Source organism: Halorientalis pallida (assembly GCF_004118325.1).
Taxonomy (GTDB): domain Archaea; phylum Halobacteriota; class Halobacteria; order Halobacteriales; family Haloarculaceae; genus Halorientalis; species Halorientalis pallida.
The window spans coordinates 68289-93272 of the sequence record NZ_RDFA01000009.1; the positions used below are offsets into that span (position 1 = coordinate 68289).

The window sequence follows — 24984 nt, forward strand, 5'->3', positions numbered from 1 at the left end:
AAACCGTTAGAACTCGTTGCAGACGGGGATGCCGACGGTCTCGTAGTTCCCCATGTTCCCGATCACGTCCGGCACTTCTTCGAGGGAGACGGTCTCGGTGACGATCTGTCCGGGGTCGATCTTGCCGCGGGACATCATGCGGAAGATCTGGTCGTACTCGTTCGGGGGCATGCCGAAGGAGCCGTAGAACTCGCGCTCGTCCATGACCATGTTGTCGACCGGCAGTTCGACGTTCCCGTCGTTCTCACCGGTCGTGAGGCCGATCTGGAGGTGCTGACCGGCCTTCCCGAGGGAGTTGACCGCGTTCTTGCAGGTTTCGGCGACGCCCAGCGCGTCCACGGCCACGTCGACGCCGTGGGAGGACTCGGTGTGGGCCTTGACCGCCTGGGGCGTGTCCTTGACCTCGGTGGCGTTGATGATCTCGTCGGCGCCGAGTTCCTCGGCGGCCCAGAGCTGTTCGTCCTTGATGTCGACGGCGATCACGTTGGCACCGAGCGCGTCGGCGATGTGGACCGCCGAGAGCCCCACGCCACCACAACCGTGGACGGCCACCCAGTCGCCGGGCGTGACGTCGACGCGGCTGACCAGGCCGTGGAACGCGGTGGCGAACCGACAGCCCAGCCCGGCGACGTTGACGGGCTCGACGTCGTCGGGGAGTTTCACGACGTTGTGGTCGGCCTCCCGGACGGGGAACCGCTCGGCGAAGGCCCCGGGGGCCATCTGGAGGAAGCCCAGCGGGACCATCCGGTCACAGATGTTCCCGCGACCGTCACGGCAGTGCTGACAGGTGCCGTCCGAGAGGTTGAACGGGACGGTCACCATGTCGCCCTCGCGGAACCGCTCGACGTTGTCCCCCACCTCGACGACGCGGCCGGCCGGTTCGTGGCCGAAGACCAGCCCCTCCGTCGGGACCACGCCGATGTGCCCCCAGTCCCCCTTCCAGGCGTGCCAGTCGCTCCGGCAGATCCCGCAGGCCTCTGTCTCGACGACCACCTGATCCTCGTCGGCCGTCGGCTCCTCGACGTCCTGAATCTCAAGGGGCTCCTCTACCCCCTGAAAGACTGCTGCTTTCATACAGCCCCTATCAATAGAGACTCCGTAATAAAACATTGGTAGGCCTTTTCATACCCCCAATTTTTGAGGTCTGCCCGGTTATATGGGGCCGTAGTTCATGGGGTGTGGTATCACGCGTTCGGGGCTGGGATCGCCGAGCCCACGGGCGTCGTGACCGCCTCTCAATCTTGAAAAACTTAAACCGTCTGCCCGCCGAAGGGGCGACTATGAGCGACAACGAGGGACGCAAAGACCTCCGGATGCCCGACGACGACGAGGTCTTTGCGGTCGTTACGAACATGCTCGGTGCGAACCGGGTACGCGTCAGGTGTATGGACGGTGTCGAACGCACAGCGCGCATCCCTGGAAAGATGCAGAAACGCATCTGGATCCGTGAAGACGACGTGGTGCTGGTCGAACCGTGGGACTGGCAGGACGAGAAGGCGGACATCACGTGGCGCTACGAGAAACAGGAAGCCGACCAGCTTCGACAGGAGGGCCACATCCAAGAGTGACCTCCGAACCCGCCGAGTGGCTCATCGGGAGGACACGCGGCTACGACGGTGACGGGGTGGTCCGGTGACCACCGAGTTCGACCTCGTCGACACCGACGACGTGGACTCACCCGGCGACGAGTGGGAGGAGATCGACGTCGCCGACACCGAAGCCGACCGCATCGCCCGGAGTCGCGACCGGGAGTTCAGTCAGTTCCGCGAGCGAATCAAGGACGCCGACCAGTTCAAGGTCGAAGCTTCAGTTTTCGACGACGCGACCTTCGGTGCCCTCTACAAACTCGTCCAGGACGGCCACATCGACGCCTTCGGCGGGCCGATCTCGACGGGCAAGGAAGCCAACGTCTACTCGGCGCTGGGCGGCCGGGCGGCCGCCGACACGCTGGACACCGCGGAGTCGCCCGAGGTCGCCGTCAAGGTCTACCGGATCAACGCCTCCGACTTCCGGGACATGCGGGGCTACCTCGACGGCGATCCCCGGTTCGACGGCATCGGCTCGAAAAAGAGCGACATCGTCAAGGCGTGGGTCCGCAAGGAGTTCGCCAACCTCGAACGCGCGCGGAAAGCCGGCGTCCGGGTCCCCGAACCCATCGCCGTCGAGCGCAACGTCCTCGTGATGGAACTGCTGGGGATCGACGAGGGCCGCGCGAAACGGCTGGCCGAGGTCCACGTCGAGAACCCCGAGACCGCCTTCGAGGTCGTCCGGGAGTACATGCGCCGCCTCCACAGCGCCGGACTGGTCCACGGCGACCTCTCGGAGTACAACATCATCCTCCACGGCGAGGAACTGGTCGTCATCGACCTGGGCCAGGCGGTCACCGTCCACCACCCCAACAGCCGTGACTTCCTCGAACGGGACTGCCACAACGTCGCCGCGTTCTTCCGCCGGCAGGGGCTGGAGGTCGGGGACGACGAGCTGCTGGCGTTCGTGACGGCCGGCGAGGACGACTGAGCTACCGGATCTCGGGCAGCACTTCGTCCGCGTAGGTCTCGAAGAACCCGTCCACGTCCGCGCCGACCTGATGGACCACGACGTGGTCGAACCCCGCGTCCGCGAACTCCTCGACGGTCTCGACGTGGGTCGTCGGATCGGGATCGGTGACGGTACTGCCCTCCGCGATGTCATCTTTTTCGACCGCCTCGCTGGCCTGCCGGAAGTGGACCGGCGTCGCCAGTTCCGAGGCGAGATCGCCGGGCAGGGCAGTGTTGGGCCAGCGCTCGTAGGCGTCCGCGACGGCCTCGGTCTCGGCGTAGGAGATCGTCAGCTGGGTGTAGGCCGGCCCCTCGCCCCCTTCGTCGTGGAACCGCTGGAGGGTGGTCTCCCGCGGGCCGACGGTGTAGAACCCGTCCCCGATGTCGGCGGCCAGCCTCGCGGCCTTCGGGCCGTACGCGGAGACGTAGACCGGGGGCGGATCGTCGGGCAGGGTGAACAATCGGGCGTTCTCGACGGTGTAGTGGGTGCCGTGGTGGGTGCTCTCCTCGCCGCGACAGAGCGCCCGGATGACCCGGACGGCTTCGTCGAGCATTTCGTGGCGAACGGTCGCCGGGGGCCAGTAGTCCCCGACGACGTGTTCGTTGAGTCGCTCGCCGGCGCCGACGCCGAAGCAGAACCGCTCCCCGAGTCGGTCGGCAGCGGTCGCGGTCGCCTGCGCGAGGATCGCGGGGTGGTAGCGCTGGATCGGGCAGGTGACGCCCGTCCCGACGTCGATCTCGTCGGTCGCTTCGGCGACCCCACCCAGCACCGTCCAGGCGAAGGGGCTCTCCCCCTGTTCGGGGAGCCAGGGGTGGAAGTGATCGGAGAGGGCGACGAAGTCGAAGCCGGCGGCCTCCGCCGGCCGTGCCTGCGCGATCAACTCGTCGGGGCCGTGGAGTTCGCTCGACAGCGCGAAGCCAACCGCGGTCACGGTCGATCACGCCGCATGGTGAACACACCGTCGGTCGCCGCGTCCATAACCTCGGGCCCGGCACGTGCAACGCAGTGGCCGGATCGTCTCGTCAGCGGTCGACACGGCGGTACAGGGACGGCCGGCGACCGGGCGGCTCAGTGACGCCCACCGTGCGAAGCCTTAAAACCACGCGGTGCCGTAGTGGCGAGCATATTATGCAGCACGTGAAGATACCGCAGGACCGCATCGGCGTGCTCATCGGCGAGGGTGGGGAGACGATGCGCGAGATCGAAGAGCGCGCGGAGGTGCGACTCGACATCGACTCCGAGAGTGGCTCGGTAAAAGTCGAGACGGTCGGCGACCCCATCGTGGGGCTGAACGGCCCGGACATCGTGAAGGCCATCGGCCGTGGGTTCGCCCCCGAGGACGCACTGGAACTGCTCGAGGACGACCTGATGATGTTCGACGTGGTCGATCTCAAGGCCGCCTCCCGGAACAAGAAAGACATGCGGCGGAAGAAGGGCCGCCTCATCGGTGAGGACGGCCGGACGCGGGAGCTGATGGAGGAACTGTCCGGCGCGGCCGTCGTCATCTACGGCTCCACGCTGTCGATCATCGGCGAACCCGAGCAGGTCGACACCGTCCGGGAGGCCGCCGAGATGATCCTCGACGGCGCGCCCCACGGCTCGGTCTACTCGTTCCTGGAGCGTCGCCACAACGAGATGAAACAGAAGGGCATGGAGTACCACCAGTTCACGGGCTGACCGTTCTACCGCTTTTCGTCCATCTCGGCCGACTCCGTCGACTCCCGCCCGAACACGGGTCCACACTGACTGGAAGGCGTCCTCGGCCTCGGAGATCCGGTCCCACTCGGTGAGGCCGCGCTCCTCGTCACTCCCGGGGATCGTGTTGTCGAACACCAGCGCCGTGAGGCCGCCGACGGCCATGCCGGTCGTGCCGATCACGTAGACCGTGTTGGCGACCGCTTCCGTGCCCAGAACCGGGCCGGCGAGGGGGATCCCGGCCAGCCCTGCCTGGAAGGTGGCCACGTCGCCGACGTTGGCCATGTACTCGGGGACGGCGAGCCCGACGAAAAGCGCCAGGCCGAGGACGAACACGTTCCGTGAGGAGTCCAGATCGACGTACTTGAGCTTCGAGAGACCGACGGCGACGATCTGACCGAACATAGCGACGAACAGGCCACCGACGATGGGGTCGGGCACGGTCGCGACGAGCCGGCCGAAGTAGCCGACGAACCCGACCACCAGCATCACGAGCGCGCCGATCCGGACGACCGTACGCGAGGCCACGCCCGTCAGGCCGATGGCCCCGATGTTCTCGGAGTAGGAGGTCGCGCCCTCGGTTCCCACGACCCCGGAGAAGACGTTGGTGAGTCCCTCCATGCCGATCCCGCGGTTGATGCGGCGCTCGCTGGGCATGCCGCGCCCGGTCAGGCGCCCGACGGCGTGGTAGTCGCGGAAGCTCTCGACGATGGAGGCGAGGACGCCGGCGAACATGCCGATGGCGAAGGCCAGCTCGAAACGTGGCAGCCCCCACTGGAGCGGATAGATCGGGAACAGCGGCTGGCCCTCGGTGACTGCGCCCGGATCGACGAAGCCGGCCGCACTCGGGGTGTAGACCCCGGCCACCGAGAGGACGGCCGCGACGACCCAGGCGATCACCACGCCCAGCAGGACGGGAAACAGACTGAACACGCGGTGACTGCGGTCGAGGTACTGCGAGAACAGGACGATCAGGCCCAGGGTGAGTCCGGGCAACCACCAGTTCGTGGTAGCGGCGGTGACCTGTGGGGTGCCAAACAGCGCCAGTCCGATGAGGGTGATCGTGGGGGCGACGACGACCGGCGAGAGGGAGGCTCCGAGCGTTCCGACGATCCCGAGATAGCCGATGGCGGCGACGATGATCGCGCCCTGGAGGACCTGGAGTTTGGCCTGCCAGCCCGGGAGTCCGCCCGTGGCGGTCACGGTGGTCACGATGGCGATCGCCGGCGCGAGCATCGAGAGGGGCGCGCCCTGGACGATCGGATAACGGGTCCCCAGGGTGGTCTGGGCCAGCGTCGCCACGCCGGAGACGCCGAAGAAGCTGCCGACGAACCGCGCGGTGACGTCGGTCGGCATCCCCATCGCGCCCGCGAGGATCAGTGGGACCGCGACGTTCGCCCCGACCATCGTCAGGTAGTGCTGAAGTCCGAGCAGTATCGACGGCGCCAGCCCCGGCCAGTCGTCGACCCCGTACTCAACGAACGACACCTCCGAACCGTCGTCGGCCTCGGCCTCAGCACCCATCGGTCGGGGCTGTGGCTTAGCGGGCGAAGCCCCGTCGGTCTCCGCCGGCGCTCACCCCTCTTCCTCTTCCTCTTCCTCGTCTTCCAGCGACACGTCCCCGATAGCCTCGGCGATGTCGTCGTCGGCGGCGGCCGCCTCCTCGGTCTCCTCGCCGTCGAGGTCCATCGCTTCCCGTTCGGGTTCGATGTCGCCGTCCAGACTCGCGGGCTCGCCGCCCGCGGTGTCGTCCGGCTCGCTCGTGTCGCTGGGCTCCAGCTCCGCACCGCCCGTGTCGGCACTCGTCGTCGCCGTCTCCGCCCCGCTGGTCTGCCCGAGGTCGGCGTCGGGGCTCGTCGGCTCGTCCAGGTCCAGCTGGCGTTCGAGCAGTTTCACGCGCTCTTCCAGCTCCGAGACGCGGCTCGCGACCGCCGGTGCCTGCGTCGTCGCCAGGTCCGACATCGGACGGTTGGCGACGATCCACCGGAGGTACGCACCCCGGTCGTCGAACCCCTGGAGCTGTGCCTCCTCGTCCAACTCGGCGACAAGATCGTCGTCAAGACGTAGGCGAATCTCCATCGCCCGAACGTATGTGAACGGGTCACGTAAATCCCGGTGCCGAACCGGCCGCCGACCCCCTTCCGGCCGCCCTCGGGCTGTTTAAACCCTGTCTTGGTATCCGGTGACACCCCGTTCGGACGCGTCGCCCGTTGGCGGTTTGGGCTGTGGGTAACACAACACTTATATAGAATGGCAATACAACCTTTTGCTTGACTATGGCTCAGCAGATGGGTAACCAGCCCCTCATCGTACTCTCGGAGGAGAGTCAGCGGACATCCGGAAAAGACGCACAGTCGATGAACATCACGGCCGGCAAGGCCGTCGCCGAGTCCGTTCGGACCACGCTCGGTCCGAAGGGGATGGACAAGATGCTCGTGGGCGACACGGGTAGCGTCGTCGTCACGAACGACGGCGTCACCATCCTCGACGAGATGGACATCGAGCACCCCGCGGCCAACATGATCGTCGAGGTCGCCCAGACCCAGGAAGACGAGGTCGGCGACGGCACCACGACCGCCGTCGTCATCTCCGGTGAACTCCTCGCGAAGGCCGAGGACCTGCTGGATCAGGACATCCACGCCACAATCCTGGCCCAGGGGTACCGCCAGGCCGCCGAGAAGGCCAAGGAGATCCTCGAAGACATGGCCATCGAGGTCGACGAGGACGACACCGACATCCTCGAGCAGATCGCCGCCACCGCCATGACCGGCAAGGGCGCCGAGAACGCCAAGGACACGCTGGCCTCGCTCGTCGTCGACTCGGTCCGCGCCGTCGCCGACGACGAGGGTATCGACACGGACAACATCAAAGTCGAGAAGGTCGTCGGCGGCTCCATCGACGAGTCCGAACTCGTCGAGGGCGTCATCGTCGACAAGGAACGCGTCCACGACAACATGCCCTACGCCGTCGAGGACGCCGACGTGGCCCTGCTCGACACGGCCATCGAGGTCCCCGAGACCGAACTCGACACCGAGGTCAACGTCACCGACCCCGACCAGCTCCAGCAGTTCCTCGACCAAGAGGAGAAACAGCTCAAGGAGATGGTCGACAACCTCGCCGAGGCCGGTGCCGACGTCGTCTTCTGTCAGAAGGGCATCGACGACATGGCCCAGCACTACCTCGCCCAGGAGGGCATCCTCGCGGTCCGTCGGGCCAAGAAGTCCGACATCAAGGCGCTCGCCCGCTCGACGGGCGCTCGCGTCGTCTCCAACATCGACGACGTCACCGAGGAGGACCTCGGCTTCGCCGGCTCCGTCGCGGAGAAGGACATCGGCGGCGACCAGCGCATCTTCGTCGAGGACGTCGAGGACGCCAAGGCCGTCACGATGATCCTGCGCGGCGGCACCGACCACGTCGTCGACGAGGTCGAACGCGCCATCGAGGACTCGCTGGGCGTCGTCTCCGTCACGCTCGAAGACGGGCAGGTCCTCCCCGGCGGCGGTGCCCCGGAGACCCAGCTCGCGCTCGGTCTGCGTGACTACGCCGACTCCGTGGGTGGCCGCGAACAGCTCGCCGTCGAAGCGTTCGCCGACGCCATCGACGTCGTTCCGCGCACGCTCGCCGAGAACGCCGGGCTCGACCCCATCGACTCGCTGGTCGACCTGCGCAGCAAGCACGACGGCGGCGCGACCACGTCCGGGCTGGACGCCTACACCGGCGAAGTCGTCGACATGGAGGAGGACGGCGTCGTCGAACCCCTCCGTGTCAAGACCCAGGCCGTCGAGTCTGCCACCGAGGCAGCCGTGATGATCCTGCGCATCGACGACGTCATCGCGGCCGGCGACCTCAAGGGCGGCGGCTCCGACGACGACGACGAAGGACCACCCGCAGGCGGCCCCGGCGGCGCGCCCGGCGGTATGGGCGGCGGCATGGGCGGCATGGGCGGTGGCATGGGCGGCATGATGTAAGCCCACTTTTTGCACTTCCCTCGCGCGCCTTCGGCGCGCTCGGTCAGGCAAAAACGTGGGAAAAATCGGCGCGCCCTCCCGTTCGTCGGGCGCGCCGGTTCCGCGCGCTCGCGGCCTCCGGCCGCTCGCGTGCGGTACTACAACTCACCCACACCGCACCCGCATCGCTCCGTCGAACGCGACGACGCTTTCTTTCGTGACCGCTCGTCAGCGACGGCCCTCAGTCGCTCCCGAACCAGACCGCGCCGTAGTTCAGGCGCTCGACGACCTCCTCGCCGGTCCCGACTCGCTCGTAGCGCAGTTCGTAGGACATGACGACGCCGCTGGGCTCGACCTCGAGCAGGATCGAGACGTTCCGCACATGCTCCCCGAACAGCGTCGCCGTCGTCGCGTTGGCCCGGTAGTAGTACGTCGTCGTCCGCAGGGGCACCCCACTCGGATCGTCGGCCCGGACCAGCTCGACCGCCGAGAGGACCGGTCGCAGTCGGTCCCGGAACGAGGGCGAGAGCGACCGATTCTGACCAGACCGCGTCTCGGTCTCGGTCTCCGTCCCGGCGGTGGTGTCGCTCGTGTTCGTCACGGTCCAGGTCGTCGTGTCGTTCGCACCGCGGTCGACGCGCCCGTCGACCACACGTCGCTGGACCGTCCCGTTCTCGGCAGTGACCGTCCGCTCGTAGGTGAACAGGACGGAGGCGTTCCGGAGGGTCGCGACGTGGGCGGTCACCAGTGCATCCGGGTCGACGACGCGCTCGCGGGTCACACCGGCGGCGATCTGCGGGCGGGCTGTCGGGATCGGCGTCGCCTCCGGCGTCGGGACCGTGACCTCGGGCACGGAGACGGGGCCGGGTGTCTCGGGGTCGTCGGCGGCGAACCCGGCACAGCCGGTCGCGAGGAGGGCACAGCACAGAAGGACCGGCGCGAGGCGGGACATAGCCACTCGTGGGGCCGTTTCGGCATAAACCTCCGGCCGGGCTCGGCCGTGCGCGGGGTTGGAACTAAGTCACCCGGCCGACCAGATTCCGGTATGGAGACGCTGTTGTTGAACCCGGCCGCCGTCGAGGAGAGTGCCCAGGTGCCGGCGGTCGTCGACGCCGTCGAGGCCGCCTTCGCCGCCTACGCCCGTGGCGACGCCCAGATGCCCGCCAAGTCCTACATCGATCTCCCGCAGTACGACGGGGACTTCCGGTCGATGCCCGCCTATCTCGCGGCAGACGACTGGGACGGTGCAGGCATCAAGTGGGTCAACTCCCACCCGAACAACCCCGAGGACCACGGCCTACCGACCGTGATGGGGACGATGATCTACTCCGACCCCGAGACTGCGGTGCCACTGGCGATCATCGACGGGACCACGCTCACCCGCAAACGGACCGGCGCGGCCGCCGCCGTCGCCACCGATCACCTCGCCGTTCCCGACGCCACCTCACTGGGACTGGTCGGGGCCGGCGTCCAGGCCCACGCCCAGCTCGACGCCATCGCCACCGTCCGGGACATCGAGACCGTGGTCGTGGCCGACAAAGACCCCGACGCAGTCGCGGACTTTCGGGGCGACGCCGGCGACGCGTTCGACGTGCGGGAAGGCTCCATCGCCGACGCCGTCGGCTGTGACGTGGTGTCGACGACGACGCCGGTCCGCGAGCCGATCGTCCCCCGTGAGGCCGTCGGTGACCACACCCACATCAACGCGATGGGGGCCGACGCCGAGGGGAAACACGAACTCGAAGACGAGGTTTTGCTGGACGCGAAACTCGTCATCGACGACCACGCTCAGTGTACGCACTCCGGGGAGATCAACGTCCCCTACGCCGCCGGGACGCTCGACGACGACGACGTTCACGCCGAGCTGGGCGCGGTCGTGATCGGCGAGGCGAGTGGCCGGACCGACGACGACGGCATCACCGTCTTCGACTCCACGGGCCTGGCCATCCAGGACGTGGCCAGCGCCCACGTCGTCTACGAGTACGCCCGCGACCACGACGTGGGCGAGTCCATGGAACTCGTCGGGACCGACGACTAGCGCATCTGCCGGGCGACGAACCCGACCACTTTGGCCGCGAGCCAGAGCAGGAGCACGAACGGCAACAGCGGGAGGACGACGACGGCCATCACGAGGAAGATGCCCCAGCCGATCACGTCCATCTCCAGGTCCGGTCGCCCGCCGTACGGCGGCGTCACGGTGCGAAGCGGCTCGGGCAGCGGCGAATCGGCCTCTCGCTCGCTCATGCCCGTCCGCTCCACGAACCGCGTGATAAAACGCCGTGATCGTCCTCCGACGGCGGCCGCCGTCGCCGCGGTAAGTTCCGCCTACGTCGGGGTCGCTGGCGGTCGGGAGTATCGGCTCTCCCCTCGCAGGGGCGACGGTACTGTTTTCAATCTTGTGGCCATACTTGGCGATATGCCATACATGTCGGGTGACGACTTCACCGTTCACGCCGACGACTGCGCGAAACAGGAGTCGGGGTGGATGCCGCTGTCGGACCTGCCCGACGAGGTGAACTCGCTGGACGACCTCGACTGTGACTGCTGGGACGAGTACGACTCGCTGGCAGAGGTGTAGCGGCCGCTCGGTCCGTCCTGGTTCCGGCTCCGTCGTGTCGCCGGCGTGGACTCGCTCAGGGGCCGCCGACGTCGAACGCCCGCCCGCTCCAGTCTTCGATCCGTAGCTCGAATGGCGTCACCGCCGACGCGTCGCTCCACGTGACGGGGTTGGGGACGGACTGTGCGCTCCGGGCGAGCGTGGCGAGCGCCGATTCGGCCGCCTGGTAGGTCGTCTCGACCAGCCGGCCGCTGACGACGACGCTGCGCCACCGCCGTCCCGGTTCGGTCTCCTCGTAGACGGTGAAGCCGACGGTGTCGTCGCGGTCCAGACAGCGCCGCTTGCGCGTGTCCTCCTCCCCTTCGAGCTGGAGGACGAACAGGTCCGCGTCGGGATCGTACCCGAACGACACCGGGAGTGGGTACGGGTGGTCGCCGCCGTCCAGGGCGAGGACGCCGACACGGTTCCCGGTGAGGACCTCGACGATCTCCGCGTCGCTGAGCTGTCGCATGCTGCCGGCACCACACACGCCGACGTAATGACTGTCGGGCGCATTTTCACAGGACGGGAACCCGTGGGCTCATTTTTCACACACTGCGGGCTATCTCGGGTATGACCTCTCGTTCGAGCGAGGCCTTCGCCGAGTGGGACGACGATCGGTACAGCACCGGTATCGAGCGGTTCGACGAACAGCACAAGCGGTTGTTCGGGCTGTTGAACGACCTGCACACCGCGATGGACGAGGGGCACTCGGAGGAACGTGTGGGGGACATTCTGCGGGAACTGGAGCGGTACACCGAGTACCACTTCGGCGACGAGGAGGAGTTCATGCAGGACTGCGGGTACGCCATGGACTGTGCGGACTGCTTTTTCGACCACCGGGAGATGCACGAGCAGTTCGAGGAGAAGGTGCGCGAACTCCGCGAGCGACACGAGAACGGCGAGTACGTCACGATGGACGTGCTGGTGTTCGCCCGGGACTGGCTGGACTCACACATCGCCGCGGCCGACGAGGACCAGCGATACGGCGACTACTACGACGCCGAGGTCGACGACGACTACGAGTACAGCCCGGGGACGCTGAAACGCGACCGCACGACCGACGACGCCGAGACCACCGCCGACGAACCCGCTGGCGAGGCCGAGGAGACCGACGCCGTCGAGGACCAGTCGGTCACACTCGGGAGCGAGGTCGAAGACGGGGGGCCGCTCGCGGTCCCCGACGAGTCGGTCGCGGCCTGGTTCGCGGACCTCGCGGCGACCCACGGCGACCGGACGGCAGCGCTCGTTCCCGAGAGTGACGGCTACGCCGAGCGCACCTTCGACGACCTCTACGAGCGGGCGCGGGCCGTCGCCGGCGGCCTCCTCACGACCGACCTCACGCCGGGCGACCGGGTCGCCGTTCCGCTCCCGTCGGGCTACGAGTGGTCGGTCGTCGACCTGGCCTGTCAGCTGGCCGGGCTGGTGTCGGTGCCGCTGTACCCCTCCGCCGCCGACGACCGAACGTGTGAGCGTGCCGAGCGGGCCGACGTGGACGGGTTGGTCGCGGACGTGGACACGCCCGTCGCGGTCCAGGAAGTAGCAGAGACGGTCGTCCACGTCGACGACCTCCCGACCGCCGATCCGCGGACGCTCCCCGGGCTCGACGCCGATCCCGACGACCCGGCGACGATCGTCTTCGACGTCGGCACGCCGACCGACCGGGGCTGTGTACTGACCGGACGGAACCTGCGGGCGGCCGTCGCCGCGCTGGACGCCGAGGTACCCCTGGACCCCGGCGCGACCGGCACCTGTTTCCTGCCGCTGGCACACGTCTACCAGCGCGTCCTCGCGTACCACCTCTGGTCGTCCGGCGGCGCGGTCGCGTACGCCGCCTTCGAGGAGGCCACGACCCGCCTCGGCGAGATCGACCCCGACGTCCTCGTCGGCGTACCCAAACTCTACCAGCAACTCTACGGCACCCTGCAGGACCGGATCGGCGACCTCGGCTGGATGAAACGGAAACTCGCCGGGCGTGCGGCCGCGTACGGCCGAGGCATCCTCGCCGGCGAGGGGACGCCCCTGAAGTACCGCGCCGCGAAGCGACTCGTCTTCCGCCCGCTCCGCGAGGAGTTCGGTCTGGACGACCTGACGTACGCCCTCTCGGGACTGGAACGACTCGACGACCACCTGATACAGTTCTTCCGCGGGATCGGCGTGCCGCTGACGGAACTGTACGGCCCGGCCGAGACGGCCGGCGTGGCGACGCTGAACCGCGCCGCGTCGTTCCAGCCCGGGACCGTCGGGACGCCGGTGGCGGGAACCGAACTGGCGCTGTCCGAGGACGGCACCGTCTTGGTGGGTGGCCCGACCGTGATGGACGGGTGTCTCGACGAGCGGAACGCGGCCCACCCCCTCCGGGACGGCTGGTACTACACGGGGACCGACGGACGCCTGGTGGGCAGCCGGCTCTCGTTGGAGTGAGTTACTCCAGATGGATGGCCGGTCGGAACGGAACCGCGCTGTCGGCTTTCCCGTCGGGATCGACGGCGTCGGGGTCCGATTCGTCGTAGACCTCGACGGTGGCGTCGAACTCGGACTCGAGGAAGGCCTCGGCGTCCGCGTAGACGGCCTGCTCGTCGACGTCGGCCATCGCTGCGAGTTCGTCGTCGTCGCGTTCGCGAACCAGTTCCACCAGATCCTGCACGAGGTCGTTGACGGCGTCGCCTTTCTCGCGGAGCTCTGGGTCCTCCATGACCTGGCCCATCACCGCGCCGACGTCGGTGCCGGTCTCCCGGACCGTCTCGAACACGTCGCGCTTCCAGTCGGCCGCGACGTACACCCGCACCGTGTCGGGGTCGGTCCCGGTCACGTCGACGATGTCGTGGATGTCGTCGGTGACGCTCTCGACCAGTCGCTCCCGGCGTTCGACGGTCTCGTCCTCGAATTCGGGAGCGGGTTCGGGCCAGTCGGCGTCTTCGGCCGGCTCGCCGGTCAGTTCCTCGTGGAGCTCGTTCGCCATGAACGGGACGAAGGGTGCGAGCAGGCGCAGCCGCGTCCGCAGGACCTCACGCAGGGTCCACTGGGCGCCCTCGCGGTCGAGGTCGGCCCGCCGCCGGTACCACTTCAGGTGTTCCTCGAAGCTGTAGAAGATCGCCTGGCTCGCCGTCCGGGTCTCGAAGCCGTCCATGGCCTCGGTCGCCTCCCGGATGGTGCCCTGCAGTTTCGAGAGCAGCCAGCGGTCGACGTGTTCGAGGTCGGGTCGCGCGTCCTCGTCGATGGCCACGTCGGTCGTCTCCTCGCCCTCGGCTTCGAGGGTGATCTCGACCATCTCCTCGATGTCGTAGTCGATGACCGCCTGGGCCCGGCTCCAGAACCGTTCGAGCTGGTCGCGCGTGCTCCCCACGAGGTCGTCGCGCCAGTCGTAGTCCTGCCACGGCTCCGCCGAGTTCAGCAGGAAGAAGCGGACGGTGTCGGCCCCGTACTCGTCGATCGCCTTCGAGGGCAGGACGACGTGGCCCTTCGAGGAGGACATCGCTTCCCCTTCGAGCAGGCCCATACCCATGATGGTGATGCCCTGGGGCCACTCGCTCTCGTCGAACAGTTCGCCGTGGTGGAACTGGAAGAAGGTGAGGTGGTTGTTGATGAGGTCGTTGCCGGAACAGCGCCAGTCGACGGGGTACCAGTGGTTCCACTCCTCGCGCAGTTCGAGCGCGCGCTCGTCGGGGTCGTCGACCGCGTCTTCGCCGTAGAACAGCGCGTCGAAGAAGTCGGGATCGAGGTCCTCGGGCGGAATCTCGTCCAGCCGGTGGGCGACGGTGTAGTAGGACATGTAGATCGTCGAGTCCGACAGGGGCTCGATCACGAAGTCCTCGTCCCACGGCAGGCGGGTGCCCAGCCCGTAGTTGCGGATGCAGGGCCACTCGTTGAGCCAGTCGATGGTGTGATCGTACTGGTCGCGGGTGTTCTCGGGGATCGTGTCGATGCCGTCCAGCACCTGGTGGGCCTTCCGCTTCCACTCGGCGTCGTTGTAGCGGAGGAACCAGGTGTCCTGTTTGGCGACTTCCACGTCGCCGCCACAGCGACAGACGACGTCCTCGGTGAACTCGTACATCTCGTCGAACGCACCCTCGTCCTGGTAGTGGGCGCGGAACTCCTCGCGGACGTTCTCGACGGTCATGCCCGCGAACTCGCCGTAGTCGTCGTGCATGATCCCCTGGTGGAACTCGGCCTGGTAGAGGTCGGCCGTCACGTCCTCCAGGTCGGGGTCGTCCGAGGACTCGATGCCGGCGTCCTCGACGGCCGTCTTCGCGGGAACGTCACCGTAGCCCTCGATGTCGAGGATCGGGATCGGCTCGATGTCGGCCACGTCGGCCGGGTCGATCCCGTACTCGCGCATGCGCTCGTCGTCGGCCTTGGCCTCCTGTAAGGCCAGGTAGTCGTCCGGCGAGTGGGCCGGGACGGACATCACGACGCCGGTGGCGTTGTCGGTGTCGACGAAAGTCGCCGGCAGGATCACCACCTCGTCGCCGGTGATCGGATTCGTCACCGTCTCGCCGATCAGGTCCGCGCCGGTGAGTTCTTCGTCGATCTCGATCTCCCGCTCCTGCAGTCGCAGTTTCTCGACGGCCGCGCTGGAGACGATCCACGTCTCGTCGTCGACCGTCGCCCGCACGTACTCCCCGTCGGGGTGGGCGTAGGCGTTCGTGACGCCCCGGACGGTCTCGGGTCGGAGGGTGGCCATCGGGGCGATCACGTCTCGCGGCTCGTCGCCGCTCGACCCGTCCGAGGCGCTTCGCGCCCCGCGCTCGCCGTCGATGTCGGCCTCGAACTTCACGAGCGTGTACTCCTGGAACTCGGCCTCTTCCCCTTCGAGCAGGTCGTGGGTGGTGACCGGGTTCTCCTCGTCGGTGCAGAACTTCACGGGGTGGAGCCCCTTCTCCAGCAGGCCCCGCTCCTTGAGCGTCTCGTACTGCCAGGTGATGAACTTCGAGTAGCGATCGTCGTTGGTGGTGAACTCCCGCCGCCAGTCGATGGAGAGTCCGAGTTGCTTCATCCCCGACTTGTAGTGGTTCTCGATGAAGTAGCGGGCGAAGCCCATCGGGGTTTCGAGGTCTTCGAGCGTGTCCTCGGGGACGTTGTAGGTGTCACGCAGGACCGACAGCTGGTCTTCCTCGCCTTTCTTCAGGCGCTCGACGGCGCCGATGATCGGCGTGCCGGTGACGTGCCAGGCGATCGGAAAGAGAACTTCGTCGCCCTGGAGCCGGCGGTAGCGGGCGTACACGTCGGGCACGGTGTAGGTTCGGCAGTGCCCGATGTGCATGCCGCCGCTCGGGTAGGGGTAAGGGACGGTGATGAACGTCGGCTCGGCCTCGCCGTCGGGATCGGCCTCGTACCGTCCCGCCTCGGCCCAGCGGTCGCGCCACCTCGCTTCGAGTTTCTGGGGCTCGTAATCCATATGATACGGTTCCCGCGGCGAGCCTAAAAGAACTCCCTATCCGACTTCTGACCCCGTTCAGTCCCCACTCTTCAGGTCGACGGGTACCCATCCGAGTGTCGTCGGCAACTCCTCGCCCAGCGTGGTCAACTGGATGGCTTCCCGTCGGTCGGGGTCGGCCCAGGTGACCAATCCCACGTCGATCAGTTTCGGCAGGTGGACGTGGTAGAGGGAGGTCTCGACCTCGGTGTAGGGCGCGTCGTCGTTGCCCGTCGTTTCGGCCGTGGCGACGTACGTCGCGACGTGCTCGACCGCTGCTGCGCGCTGCTCGCTCCGGAGGTACGCGAGGACGCGGCGTCGACGGGCGTGGGCGAGCGCTCTGAACAACTCGTCCCTGGTGGCGTTCCCCCGGACCGACCACCCGAGTGGACCGCCGCTTCGCTCTCCGGAGGGTCCGTTCTTACCCATTGTGTATACGTCTCTGCTCTTCGCCTATCAGTGAGACGGGTAAAGAATTAATACCCTTCCTCGGGCGCGACCACCGCACTGGCGAGTTTCTCCTCGGCGTGTCTGAGGTGCTTGTGGAACGTCGGCGCCGAGACGTCCATCGACGCCGCGATGTCCTCGCCGGTGCTCTCGCGTGGCCAGTTGAAGTAGCCGGCCCGATAGGCCAGTCGAAGCGCCGTCTGCTGGCGGTCCGAGAGCCGGTCGAGCAGCGCCGACCGGAACTGCCGTCGCGTCTGGATCGACCGGTCGGTCTCCCGCTGGGCCGCCAGCGTCACCGTCTCGAACTTCGCCCGTAGCGCCGCCAGCAACTCCCGCGTCCCGTCGGCGTCGGGCAACTCGATCGTGACTCGCGCGTCGCCACACTCGAAGACGAGGTCGCGCACCGACCCGCCGTGTTCGGCGGTCACCCGGTGGAGCGTCGGCTCCGGCGGTTCGACCGTCACCACGCACGCGTCGTCGTGTTCGCTGACGATCTCGAACCGCTCGACCGCCGGCCAGTCCGCGCCGACCGCACGGATCCGGTCGGTCGCCGGAGCGTGGACGGTGACGTAGTGTCGAGGCCGCCCGTCCGGCGTCGAGACGACGCCCTCGACCGTGACGCGACAGTCGAGTCGCTCCGACAGCGCGGACAGGACCGAACCACCGTCCCGGACCCGCAGCGTCACCTCGGTCACGCGCCCGGTCATCAGCGTCCGCCGCGCCCGGAGACAGCAGAGGGCGTGCCCGACGACGGTCCCGACGTCCGCGAACGCCGCCCGTTCGGCCGGACCGAGGGCGCCCTCCGCCGTCGCCGTCACGACGAGCAGTCCGTACACCGTCTCCCCGTGGACGAGCGGCACGGCCGCGACCGTCGTGCCCGTGTCTGCCAGTGCGGCCGGGAGGTCCGCGGCCGCGTCGGTGGCGGTGACCTGTACCTCCGCGGTGGCGACGGCACGCCCGACCGGACCGTCCCCGTCGGTCCGGAGGGTCACGCCCTCGACCTCGGCCGTCGCCTCCGGTTCGAGGACCGCGTCGCTGCAGTGGCTCCGACCGACCCAGGCCGCACCGTACTGCGGGAGGGCCACCAGCCACTCACAGACACACTCCGCCAGTTCGGCCCGGGTCGAGGCCGTGCCGAGTTCCCGGCTGAGCGCGCGGATGCGGTCGGTGAGCGACGACGACGGTTCGGCCCCGCCAGCCGTCGGTCCGTCCTGTCCTGCCGTGCTCGCCGCCGGCGTCTCGTCTGTCTCCTGCGGGTCGAATTCGCCGACACTCGACCACATTCCGGACTCGCCACCGAGCGCCTGCACGTGGACGGTGCAGGGAATCCGGTCGCCGCCGGCGGTGTCGAGCGTGACGGCGACGTCGGTCCGGCACAACTCGCCGCGCTGGCGCACCTTACCGAGCGCGGCGCCGTATCGCTCGCTCCCGTCGTCGCCGAACAGCGTCGAGACGTGTTCGCCGACGACCTCCGCGTGTCTGTACCCCGTGAGCCGGCAGAACCCGTCGTCGACCGCGACGACCGTCCCGTCTGCGGCCAACTGGTAGCGCCCAGTCACCCCGTCTCCCGCCGCCGGTTCCCTGTCCCGCTCGCCCACGTCGTGCCCAGCAGCGTCCGCCGGCGACCTCTCGTCGACCATAACCTACCGTTTCGATATCCACTAACAAAAAAACTACCAGCTTGGAAACTTTATCCTCACTCGTACCGTACCGGCCCCGGTCACCCGAGCGTGACCACCCCGTCGTCGAGCAGTTCGAGCAACAGCTCGCGGGCGTGCCCGTCCGGGTTCACGCCGGTGTGGACGCGTTCGACGACGCCGTCCACGAGGACGAACGTCGTCCGGAGCGTCGCGTCGCCGGGCGCGTCGCGGGGCACGCCGAACGCCGCGGCCACCTCGCCGTCGGGGTCGGCCAGCAGGTCGAACTCGACGCCGGTCTCGTCGGCGAACTCCCGGTGGGACTCGGCGTCGTCGGTCGAGACACCGTACACCGTGACGCCGGCGTCGTCGTACGTCTCGCGCTCGCGTGCGAACTGCTCGGCCTCGGTCGTACAGCCAGGCGTTCCGTCCTCGGGGTAGAAGTAGACGACCGTCGGGGCGGCGAACGTCGGCGAGACGGACTCGCCGTGTTGATTCCGTGCCGTCACGTCGGGTGCCGGGTCGCCAGGTTCGAGCATACCCGGCGGTTCGACGGCCGGCCGGAAGGTCGTTGTGCTAGTTCACCGGGATGTCCGTTCCCTCGCTGGCCTCCTGTTTCGGGAGCCGGATGGTCAGGACGCCGTTGTCGTAGCTCGCTTCGGCGTCTTCCTTCCGGACGCGGTCGGGGAGCGCCACTGTGCGGCTCGTCGAGCGACGGGTCCGCTCCTGGCGGAGGTACTGGTGATCTTCGTCTTCGTCCCCGGTCTCCGTCGTCGTCTCTTGGCTGGCGGCGATCCGCACCGTCCGCGGGTCCGGCAGGGTCACGTCGATGTCGTCGCTGGTGTAACCGGGCACGTCGGCAGTCACCTCGAAGGCCTCGCCCGTGTCGGCCACGTCGACGGCGACCTCTCCGCTCAGGCCCGTCGCCGGCTCGAAATCGGCGAATTCGCTGCTGATCCGGTCGAACAGGCGGTCGATCTCCTCGAATGGGTTCTGTCGATCCATGGGCTCACCCCACCGGAACTACGACGGCCTGCTAAAACTGTCTGTCGGCGACGGCCACCGCCCGTCAGTCGTCCTCCTCGGCGAGGTCCTCGGAGAGTTCCTCGACGGCCTCGCGCACCTCCTCGACGATGTCGTGCTGGCGTTCGGTCAGGTCGGCCGTCTCGGTGGCGGTCTCGTGGATCTCCCCCGCTTCGGTGGCGCTCTGCTCGACCGACGCGGTGACCTCCTCGATGTGGGCCGCCTGGTCGTCGTTGGCCGTCGCGATCTCTTCGGCCCCCGCGGCGGCGTCGGTGACGTGGTCGACGATCTCCTCCAGCGCGTCGAGGGTCTCGTCCACCCGGTCGCTGACCTCGACGGCGCGTTCGTGGGCCCGCTCGACCTCGTCGACCGTGCGGTCGGTCTCGTCGGTGATCGCCTCGATCTCGTCGCCGATCTCGTCGGTGTACTCGCGGGTCTGGTCCGCGAGGTCTTTCACCTCGTCGGCGACGACGGCGAACCCCTCGCCGGACTCGCCGGCGCGGGCCGCTTCGATGTTGGCGTTCAGCGCCAGGATGTTCGTCTGCTCGGCGATGTCCGCGATGATCTCGGCGACCGCCTCGATGTCGTCCATCCGGTCGGCCAGCCGGTCGACGGTCGCTTCGAGACTCTCGCTGGTCGCGAGGATGTCGTCGGCTGCCGACTCCGCTTCCGTCCCCGCCTCCTGCCCGCGCCGGGCGGCCTCGCGGGCGCTCGCCGCCGTCTCGGCCACCTCGTCGGTCGTCGCCGCGATCTCCTCCATGTTGGCGCTCAGCGACTCCATCTCCGCGCTGATATCGTCGAGCCGGTCGTCCTGAGCGACCGCCCGGTCCTCGATGTCGGCCGCGTTGTCGGCCACGTCGCCCGCGACCGTCTCCAGGCGCGCGATCACGTCCGTCAGCCGCTCGGCGACCTGTTCCTGGCTCTCCTGGAGGCGGCGCTCCTTCTCGCGCAACTCGGTCACGTCCTGGAGTGCCGTCACCGATCCCGTGAGTTCGCCGTCGGCGTCGTACATCGGCGTACTCGTGATCTTGACCGTCCGCTCTTCGTCGTCGTGGTTCAACAGTGTCGACTCGACGCCCCTGATCTGTGTCTCGTTGGCCATCGTCCGCTGGGCCGTCGTCGTCTGTGTCCCGTGTGTCTGCTCGGTCCGGAACACCTCGTACCCCTCCATCTCGGGGACGCGTTCGGGGGGAAGCGCCATCAACTCCTGCATGGCCGGGTTGAAAAGCAGAATGTCCGGCTCGGCGTCGGTGACGACGATGGGAACGGGCAGATCAAGCAGCGCCTGCACCCACATCATCTCGGCGTCGTCGAAGTCGGCGTAGACGCCTGCCGCTACCCCGCGCCGCTGTTGCTCTGACATCTCTGCCTCACGTTCTCACACCTACTGCCTGAACGTTTCGGCGGGGTTATCGAACGCGATAACGGGCTACAGGTCTGCGACCCGCTCGCGGACCGCCGCGGCGTGACCGTCCGGGTTCACGTCGTCGGCGTCGACCACCGCCTGCACCGTCCCGTCGGCCAGCACGAACGTGATCCGGTTCACGTACCCGCCCTCGGTGTCGAGGCCGAACGCCGCCGCCACCTCGCCGTCGGGATCGGCCAGCAGATCGAACGCCAGCGCCTCCTCGTCGGCGAACTCGCGGTGGGAGTCGACGTCGTCGGTGGAGACGCCGTAGACGGTCGCGCCCAGATCCTGGAACTCCGGGAGTTCGTCCTGAAACTGTCGCGCCTCGAGTTGACAGCCCGGCGTCCCGTCCCGCGGATAGAAGTAGACGACCATCGGCGCCGAAAACGCCGGCGTGACCGTCTCCCCGTCCTGGTTCTGTGCCTCCACCTCGGGTGCCGCGTCGCCTGTGTCGAGCATCCGTTCGGTCCGTCGCGCCGACGGGTGAAAACGCTATCCTCGCTATTCTACCACGTGCTCGGTATCGTACGACCCCAGCCGTCGGACCCACCCGTCCTCGGCGATGTCGTCGATCTCCGCGAGCGCCTCCTGTGTGCGCTCCTCGTAGAGGCCGGCCGAGATGTCGATGTGGAAGACGTAGTCGCCCAGGCGTTCGCCGCTGGGCCGGGACTCGACACGGGTCATGTTGATGTCCCGGTCGGCAAAGGGTTCCAGCATCTCCAGCAGGAGCCCGGGGTAGTCGACGTTGGGGTAGACGATCAGCGAGGTCTTGCCGCCGCCCTCGGAGCGCTCGCTCTCGGGCGCGACGACCAGAAACCGGGTCGCGTTCGAGGACTGGTCCTGAATGTCGGTCGCGAGCACGTCGAGGTCCGTGCCGTTGGTCGCGTTCTCGGGGTGGCCGATGGCCGCGACCGACGAGTCCTCACGGGCGCGTTCGACGCCGCGAGCGGTCGAGGCGACCGCTTCGAGGTCGGCGTCGGGGTACTCGGCGTCGAGGTAGTCCCGACACTGGGCCAGCGCCTGGGCGTGACTGGCGATCAACTCGAACTTCGGGCCCTGGGCGAGCAGGGCGTGGCGGATGGGCGTGATCAGTTCCTTGACGACCGCCACGTCGTGTTCGGCGAAGGCGTCGAGCGACTCGGTGACGCTGCCCTCGATGCTGTTCTCGACCGGGACGACGCCGCGGTCGTACTCGCCCGCGGCGACCGCCTGTACGATGGCCGTGACCGACTCGGTAAAGGCTACCTCGTCGGCGACGGCCGTCGCGGCCCGGTGTGAGTAGGTCCCCGCCGGCCCGAGCGTGAGTGCCTTCATCGCCGGCGTGTTCGCTCCTGCCGGTGAAAAGCGTCGTGGTGTCGGGTCGGAAAAACAGCCAGTGTCGGCTCCAGTCGGCGGGCGAGTCCGGGTTACCGGAAGAGGTCGTAGGTGTCGATCTCGGCAGTGACGACGGCCGTGCGCCCGTTCTGGTTCACGTTGACGTTCCGGGCCCGGGTGAACGCGCCGCCCGTGTCGTTGGCCTCGATCCAGTCGTCGACGTCGCCGGTGTCCACGTCGCCCTCGGAGTCGAAGACGAACACCCACTGGCGACTCGTCGTGTCTCCGTCGACGGTCCAGGACTGACCGCTGGCGACCTGTCCCTCGAAGACGCCCGTTTCCGCGCCGGCCCGGCCCGAACCGACCTCGTCGCGGGTCCCACCACTGACGTTGGTTCCGCTGTTCAGCGTGTTCACGAGCGTCGACAGGTCTTCGTTCTCGTTGACGGCCCGGGTCCCACTCCCACCCTTGGTGTCGATGATTCCTTCGACCACGTCGGTGGCCGCGACCGCGTCCCAGTCGGCACCGAACCCTGGCTCGACGCGCTGGCCGAACACGATCGCACTGTCCGAGACGGCCACCGCCTGTGAGGGCGTGTCGCGGTCGGCCGGGACGTACAGTTCGTACCCGCTGTAGCTCCCGTCGCTCTCGTACTCCGTGCTGGCGTCGTCTTCGAGTTCGGCGACGACCTCGGCCGTGTCGTACGACCCCGTCAGGACGCGCCCCTCGGGCAGATCGAGGTCCATGGTCACGGACCGGTCAGTGAGTCCGACCGCGCCGTAGTTCGTGGCGAGCGAACTGTAGGTACTCGGATAGAACGACTTGCGACTGTCGTAGATTTCCTTCTGGTTCGTCGCGTCGAAGTCCAGACTGTCGGCGTCCTGGTCGAACTGGTCGGCCGGGTAGGCCCACTGCTGGTAGTCACCCAGTCCGCCACCGCCGACGAACGGGATGGCGTCCGTGACCGCACCACAACCCGCGAGTGCACCTGTACCCATCACAGCACTGGCGGTCAGAAACCGCCGACGTGTCTGTTCCATGTACTCTTTCTGTATGGTATCACATAAAATATATTCGATAGTAACTACCAGACGTACGCGGTAGGCCGCCCGTGAGGCGGGAGAGCGGATCGTTGCGGGGAATCGAGGTCGGGTCGGCGGCCCTACGGCGTCACTCGCCGCCGGTCCCGAGGTTGGGTGAGGTGTAGGTGTCCGACGTGGCGGTGATCGTGATCGTTCGGCCGCTCTGTTCGACCTGGACGTCCCTGGCACGGGCGAACTGGCCGCTGTTGTCGTTGAACTCGACGTAGTCGTCGACTGCGCCGGTGTCGGCGTCGCTCTCCGAGTCGAAGACGAACACCGACTGGGATTCGGTCGTCGCGCCGTTGATCGTGGAGGCCTGCCCGTTGGCGACGAGTCCCTCGAACTCGCCACTGTCTTCGTCTGCGTCGTCGGAACTGACCGGTTCGTCCCGGACGGTCGCGGTGAGGAAACTGCTGCCGCTGAGTGAACTGACCAGGGCTCCGAAGTCGTCGTTCGCGTTCACGTAGCGGTTGGCGCTGCCGGCTTTCGTGTCGACGATGCCCTGCACCACGTCCGTGGCCGCGACCGAATCCGAGTCGGAGCCGAAGTTGTCGACTCGCTGGCCCTGGACGACGGCGTCACCGGAGACGCCGAACGCGTCCGGTGACTCCCCGACGTCGGACTGGACGTACAGGTCGAACCCGCTGTGGCTGCCGTCGCTCTCGTACTCGGTGCTCGAGTCGTCTTCGAGTTCGGCGGTGACCTCGCTCCGCTCGAACGACCCGGTGAGGACCAGTCCTTCGGGCACGCTGAGCAGCATCGAGACGTTCCGCGGGAGAATCCCCGTGTTCGACGCGAAGTTCGTCGACAGGGAGTTGTACGTGCTGGGGAACAGTTCCTTGCGGTTCTCGTAGACTGCCTGCTGGTTGATCGCGAAGATACTCAACGCGACGTTCTCGTCCCCGAAGTCCCCGCCACTGTCGGAACTGGCGAACCGATCCGGCTCGTAGACCCAGTCCTGGTAGTCACCCAGCCCGCCACCGCCGACGAACGGAATCGCGTCCGTGACCGCACTGCAACCCGCGAGTGCACCTGTCCCGAGTGCCGCACTGGCGGTCAGAAACCGCCGACGTGTCTGTTCCATGCCGTATTCCTGTATGCAATCACATAAAATATATTCGATAATATATGTCCGACAGCGATCACGCGACAGCTACGTCCGGTAGCTGGCCGCTCAGACGCCGTCGAGTTCGAACAGTCGGAGCTTGAGATACAGTCGGATCATGAGCAGGACGATACAGCCGAGGAAGGAGGCGACGGCCAGTTCGACGACGGACAGGCCAGTGCCCGAGGCTGCGAAGGGGTTGACGCCGTCCATCGCCTGCACGTAGGTCCCGACGGCCGCACCGCCGCCGAGGCCGAGCAGGAAGTAGACGACGGTCAGCCCGATGGCCAGGCCGCCGGTACCGAACGCCAGGTAGGACGCGAAGTCCTCGACGTTGAGGATCGCCTGTGCCTCCGTCTCGTCGAGCGGATGGTTCCGGATGCGGTACAGCGCAGCGCCGACGAGCAGGAGGGCGGTGAACGTCACGATACCCGCACCGACGAGTCCCAGGATCAACACCTTCGGCGAGGCCGTCGCCGGATCGGCCGACGGCACGTACTCTAGAACCGTCGCCGGAAAGAGCAGATAGATCGGCAAGAGCAGTGTGAGACCACCCAGGAGGAGGCTCTGCCAGGTCAGCTTCGTGATCGTCGGCTGGGAGAAGTACGTCCGCCGCTGGAGACGTAACTGGTCGTACATCGATCCCGAGAGAATCGCACTCGTGATGTCGTCGGCGGCGGCGTCGTCGGCGTCGTCCGTGTCGTCCGTATCGTCTGTCATGGCTATTCGGTCGTCTCGCGTTCCGGAATTTCGAAATTGTAGGTATAAATCTTTTG

24 protein-coding genes and 1 pseudogene are annotated in these 24984 nt (G+C 67.6%); 7 read left to right on the top strand and 18 right to left on the bottom strand.

The annotated features are described in order from the left end of the window. Positions 1–6 precede the first annotated feature (6 nt). The gene (locus tag EAF64_RS19335) at positions 7–1074 is read right to left on the bottom strand and encodes a zinc-dependent alcohol dehydrogenase family protein (protein WP_129070624.1); all 1068 of its coding nucleotides are present in this window, start codon (positions 1072–1074) and stop codon (positions 7–9) included. A 206-nt stretch (positions 1075–1280) separates the two neighbouring features. On the opposite strand from EAF64_RS19335, the gene eif1A reads away from it, so the two are divergent. Both eif1A and rio1 read left to right on the top strand, forming a co-directional pair. Next, on the top strand, positions 1281–1568 hold the full coding sequence (gene eif1A / locus EAF64_RS19340; protein ID WP_092658708.1) for a translation initiation factor eIF-1A: 288 nt from the start codon (positions 1281–1283) through the stop codon (positions 1566–1568). A gap of 64 nt (positions 1569–1632) precedes the next feature. After that, positions 1633–2517, top strand: a complete 885-nt coding sequence (rio1, locus tag EAF64_RS19345; protein ID WP_129070625.1) for a serine/threonine-protein kinase Rio1 — start codon at positions 1633–1635, stop codon at positions 2515–2517. Between the two features lies 1 nt (position 2518). Here the strand turns inward: rio1 and EAF64_RS19350 are convergent, their stop codons facing one another. Further along, positions 2519–3469 carry a TIGR03557 family F420-dependent LLM class oxidoreductase gene (locus EAF64_RS19350; RefSeq protein ID WP_129070626.1) on the bottom strand — a complete coding sequence of 317 codons (951 nt, stop codon included), beginning with the start codon at positions 3467–3469 and terminating at the stop codon, positions 2519–2521. A gap of 197 nt (positions 3470–3666) precedes the next feature. On the opposite strand from EAF64_RS19350, the gene EAF64_RS19355 reads away from it, so the two are divergent. Then, positions 3667–4215: a KH domain-containing protein gene (locus EAF64_RS19355; RefSeq protein WP_092688298.1), complete on the top strand. Its 549-nt coding sequence runs from the start codon at positions 3667–3669 to the stop codon at positions 4213–4215. A 42-nt stretch (positions 4216–4257) separates the two neighbouring features. On the opposite strand, the pseudogene EAF64_RS19360 reads toward EAF64_RS19355, so the two are convergent. Continuing rightward, a pseudogene (locus EAF64_RS19360) lies at positions 4258–5757 on the bottom strand (uracil-xanthine permease family protein); the annotation flags it as partial. 51 nt (positions 5758–5808) lie between these two features. Beyond that, positions 5809–6312, bottom strand: coding sequence for a hypothetical protein (locus EAF64_RS19365; RefSeq protein ID WP_129070627.1), 504 nt, complete (start codon positions 6310–6312; stop codon positions 5809–5811). Positions 6313–6521: 209 nt separating this feature from the next. Between EAF64_RS19365 and thsA the strand changes: the two genes are divergently transcribed. Then, a complete protein-coding gene (thsA, locus tag EAF64_RS19370; RefSeq protein ID WP_129070665.1) occupies positions 6522–8201 on the top strand; it encodes a thermosome subunit alpha in 1680 nt (559 codons plus the stop codon). A 220-nt stretch (positions 8202–8421) separates the two neighbouring features. Here the strand turns inward: thsA and EAF64_RS19375 are convergent, their stop codons facing one another. Beyond that, positions 8422–9132, bottom strand: coding sequence for a hypothetical protein (locus EAF64_RS19375; protein WP_129070628.1), 711 nt, complete (start codon positions 9130–9132; stop codon positions 8422–8424). A gap of 93 nt (positions 9133–9225) precedes the next feature. Here EAF64_RS19375 and EAF64_RS19380 point away from each other — a divergent pair, with 93 nt between their 5' ends. Continuing rightward, complete coding sequence (locus EAF64_RS19380) at positions 9226–10218, top strand: ornithine cyclodeaminase family protein (protein WP_129070629.1); 993 nt, start codon at positions 9226–9228, stop codon at positions 10216–10218. Here EAF64_RS19380 and EAF64_RS19385 read toward each other — a convergent pair. Continuing rightward, the gene (locus EAF64_RS19385) at positions 10215–10424 is read right to left on the bottom strand and encodes a DUF7535 family protein (RefSeq protein ID WP_129070630.1); all 210 of its coding nucleotides are present in this window, start codon (positions 10422–10424) and stop codon (positions 10215–10217) included. The genes EAF64_RS19380 and EAF64_RS19385 overlap by 4 nt on opposite strands. A 172-nt stretch (positions 10425–10596) precedes the next feature. On the opposite strand from EAF64_RS19385, the gene EAF64_RS21230 reads away from it, so the two are divergent. Further along, positions 10597–10758 carry a hypothetical protein gene (locus tag EAF64_RS21230; RefSeq protein WP_193767773.1) on the top strand — a complete coding sequence of 54 codons (162 nt, stop codon included), beginning with the start codon at positions 10597–10599 and terminating at the stop codon, positions 10756–10758. A gap of 55 nt (positions 10759–10813) precedes the next feature. Here EAF64_RS21230 and EAF64_RS19390 read toward each other — a convergent pair whose 3' ends face one another. Continuing rightward, entirely contained in the window at positions 10814–11248 is a 435-nt protein-coding gene (locus EAF64_RS19390) for a pyridoxamine 5'-phosphate oxidase family protein (protein WP_129070631.1), read from the bottom strand. 101 nt (positions 11249–11349) lie between these two features. Here EAF64_RS19390 and EAF64_RS19395 point away from each other — a divergent pair, with 101 nt between their 5' ends. Then, positions 11350–13200: a bacteriohemerythrin gene (locus EAF64_RS19395; protein ID WP_129070632.1), complete on the top strand. Its 1851-nt coding sequence runs from the start codon at positions 11350–11352 to the stop codon at positions 13198–13200. Between the two features lies 1 nt (position 13201). Here EAF64_RS19395 and leuS read toward each other — a convergent pair whose 3' ends face one another. The 11 genes from leuS to EAF64_RS19450 all read right to left on the bottom strand — a co-directional run bounded on the left by leuS (position 13202) and on the right by EAF64_RS19450 (position 24928). Then, on the bottom strand, positions 13202–16174 hold the full coding sequence (leuS, locus tag EAF64_RS19400; RefSeq protein WP_129070633.1) for a leucine--tRNA ligase: 2973 nt from the start codon (positions 16172–16174) through the stop codon (positions 13202–13204). A 57-nt stretch (positions 16175–16231) separates the two neighbouring features. Further along, a complete protein-coding gene (locus tag EAF64_RS19405) occupies positions 16232–16621 on the bottom strand; it encodes a DUF7344 domain-containing protein (protein WP_129070634.1) in 390 nt (129 codons plus the stop codon). Positions 16622–16668: 47 nt separating this feature from the next. Further along, on the bottom strand, positions 16669–18279 hold the full coding sequence (locus EAF64_RS19410) for a bacterio-opsin activator domain-containing protein (RefSeq protein ID WP_129070635.1): 1611 nt from the start codon (positions 18277–18279) through the stop codon (positions 16669–16671). An 80-nt stretch (positions 18280–18359) separates the two neighbouring features. Further along, positions 18360–18815, bottom strand: a complete 456-nt coding sequence (locus EAF64_RS19415) for a peroxiredoxin (protein WP_129070636.1) — start codon at positions 18813–18815, stop codon at positions 18360–18362. A 37-nt stretch (positions 18816–18852) separates the two neighbouring features. Next, complete coding sequence (locus tag EAF64_RS19420) at positions 18853–19281, bottom strand: Hsp20/alpha crystallin family protein (protein ID WP_129070637.1); 429 nt, start codon at positions 19279–19281, stop codon at positions 18853–18855. 64 nt (positions 19282–19345) lie between these two features. Next, positions 19346–20662, bottom strand: coding sequence for a methyl-accepting chemotaxis protein (locus tag EAF64_RS19425; RefSeq protein ID WP_129070638.1), 1317 nt, complete (start codon positions 20660–20662; stop codon positions 19346–19348). A gap of 66 nt (positions 20663–20728) precedes the next feature. Then, the gene (locus EAF64_RS19430) at positions 20729–21166 is read right to left on the bottom strand and encodes a peroxiredoxin (RefSeq protein ID WP_129070639.1); all 438 of its coding nucleotides are present in this window, start codon (positions 21164–21166) and stop codon (positions 20729–20731) included. Between the two features lie 42 nt (positions 21167–21208). Continuing rightward, the gene (pheA, locus tag EAF64_RS19435; protein WP_129070640.1) at positions 21209–22021 is read right to left on the bottom strand and encodes a prephenate dehydratase; all 813 of its coding nucleotides are present in this window, start codon (positions 22019–22021) and stop codon (positions 21209–21211) included. A gap of 92 nt (positions 22022–22113) precedes the next feature. Continuing rightward, complete coding sequence (locus EAF64_RS19440; protein WP_129070641.1) at positions 22114–23061, bottom strand: hypothetical protein; 948 nt, start codon at positions 23059–23061, stop codon at positions 22114–22116. A gap of 130 nt (positions 23062–23191) precedes the next feature. After that, positions 23192–24187: a hypothetical protein gene (locus tag EAF64_RS19445; protein WP_129070642.1), complete on the bottom strand. Its 996-nt coding sequence runs from the start codon at positions 24185–24187 to the stop codon at positions 23192–23194. Between the two features lie 90 nt (positions 24188–24277). After that, on the bottom strand, positions 24278–24928 hold the full coding sequence (locus EAF64_RS19450) for a hypothetical protein (protein WP_129070643.1): 651 nt from the start codon (positions 24926–24928) through the stop codon (positions 24278–24280). Positions 24929–24984 lie beyond the last annotated feature (56 nt).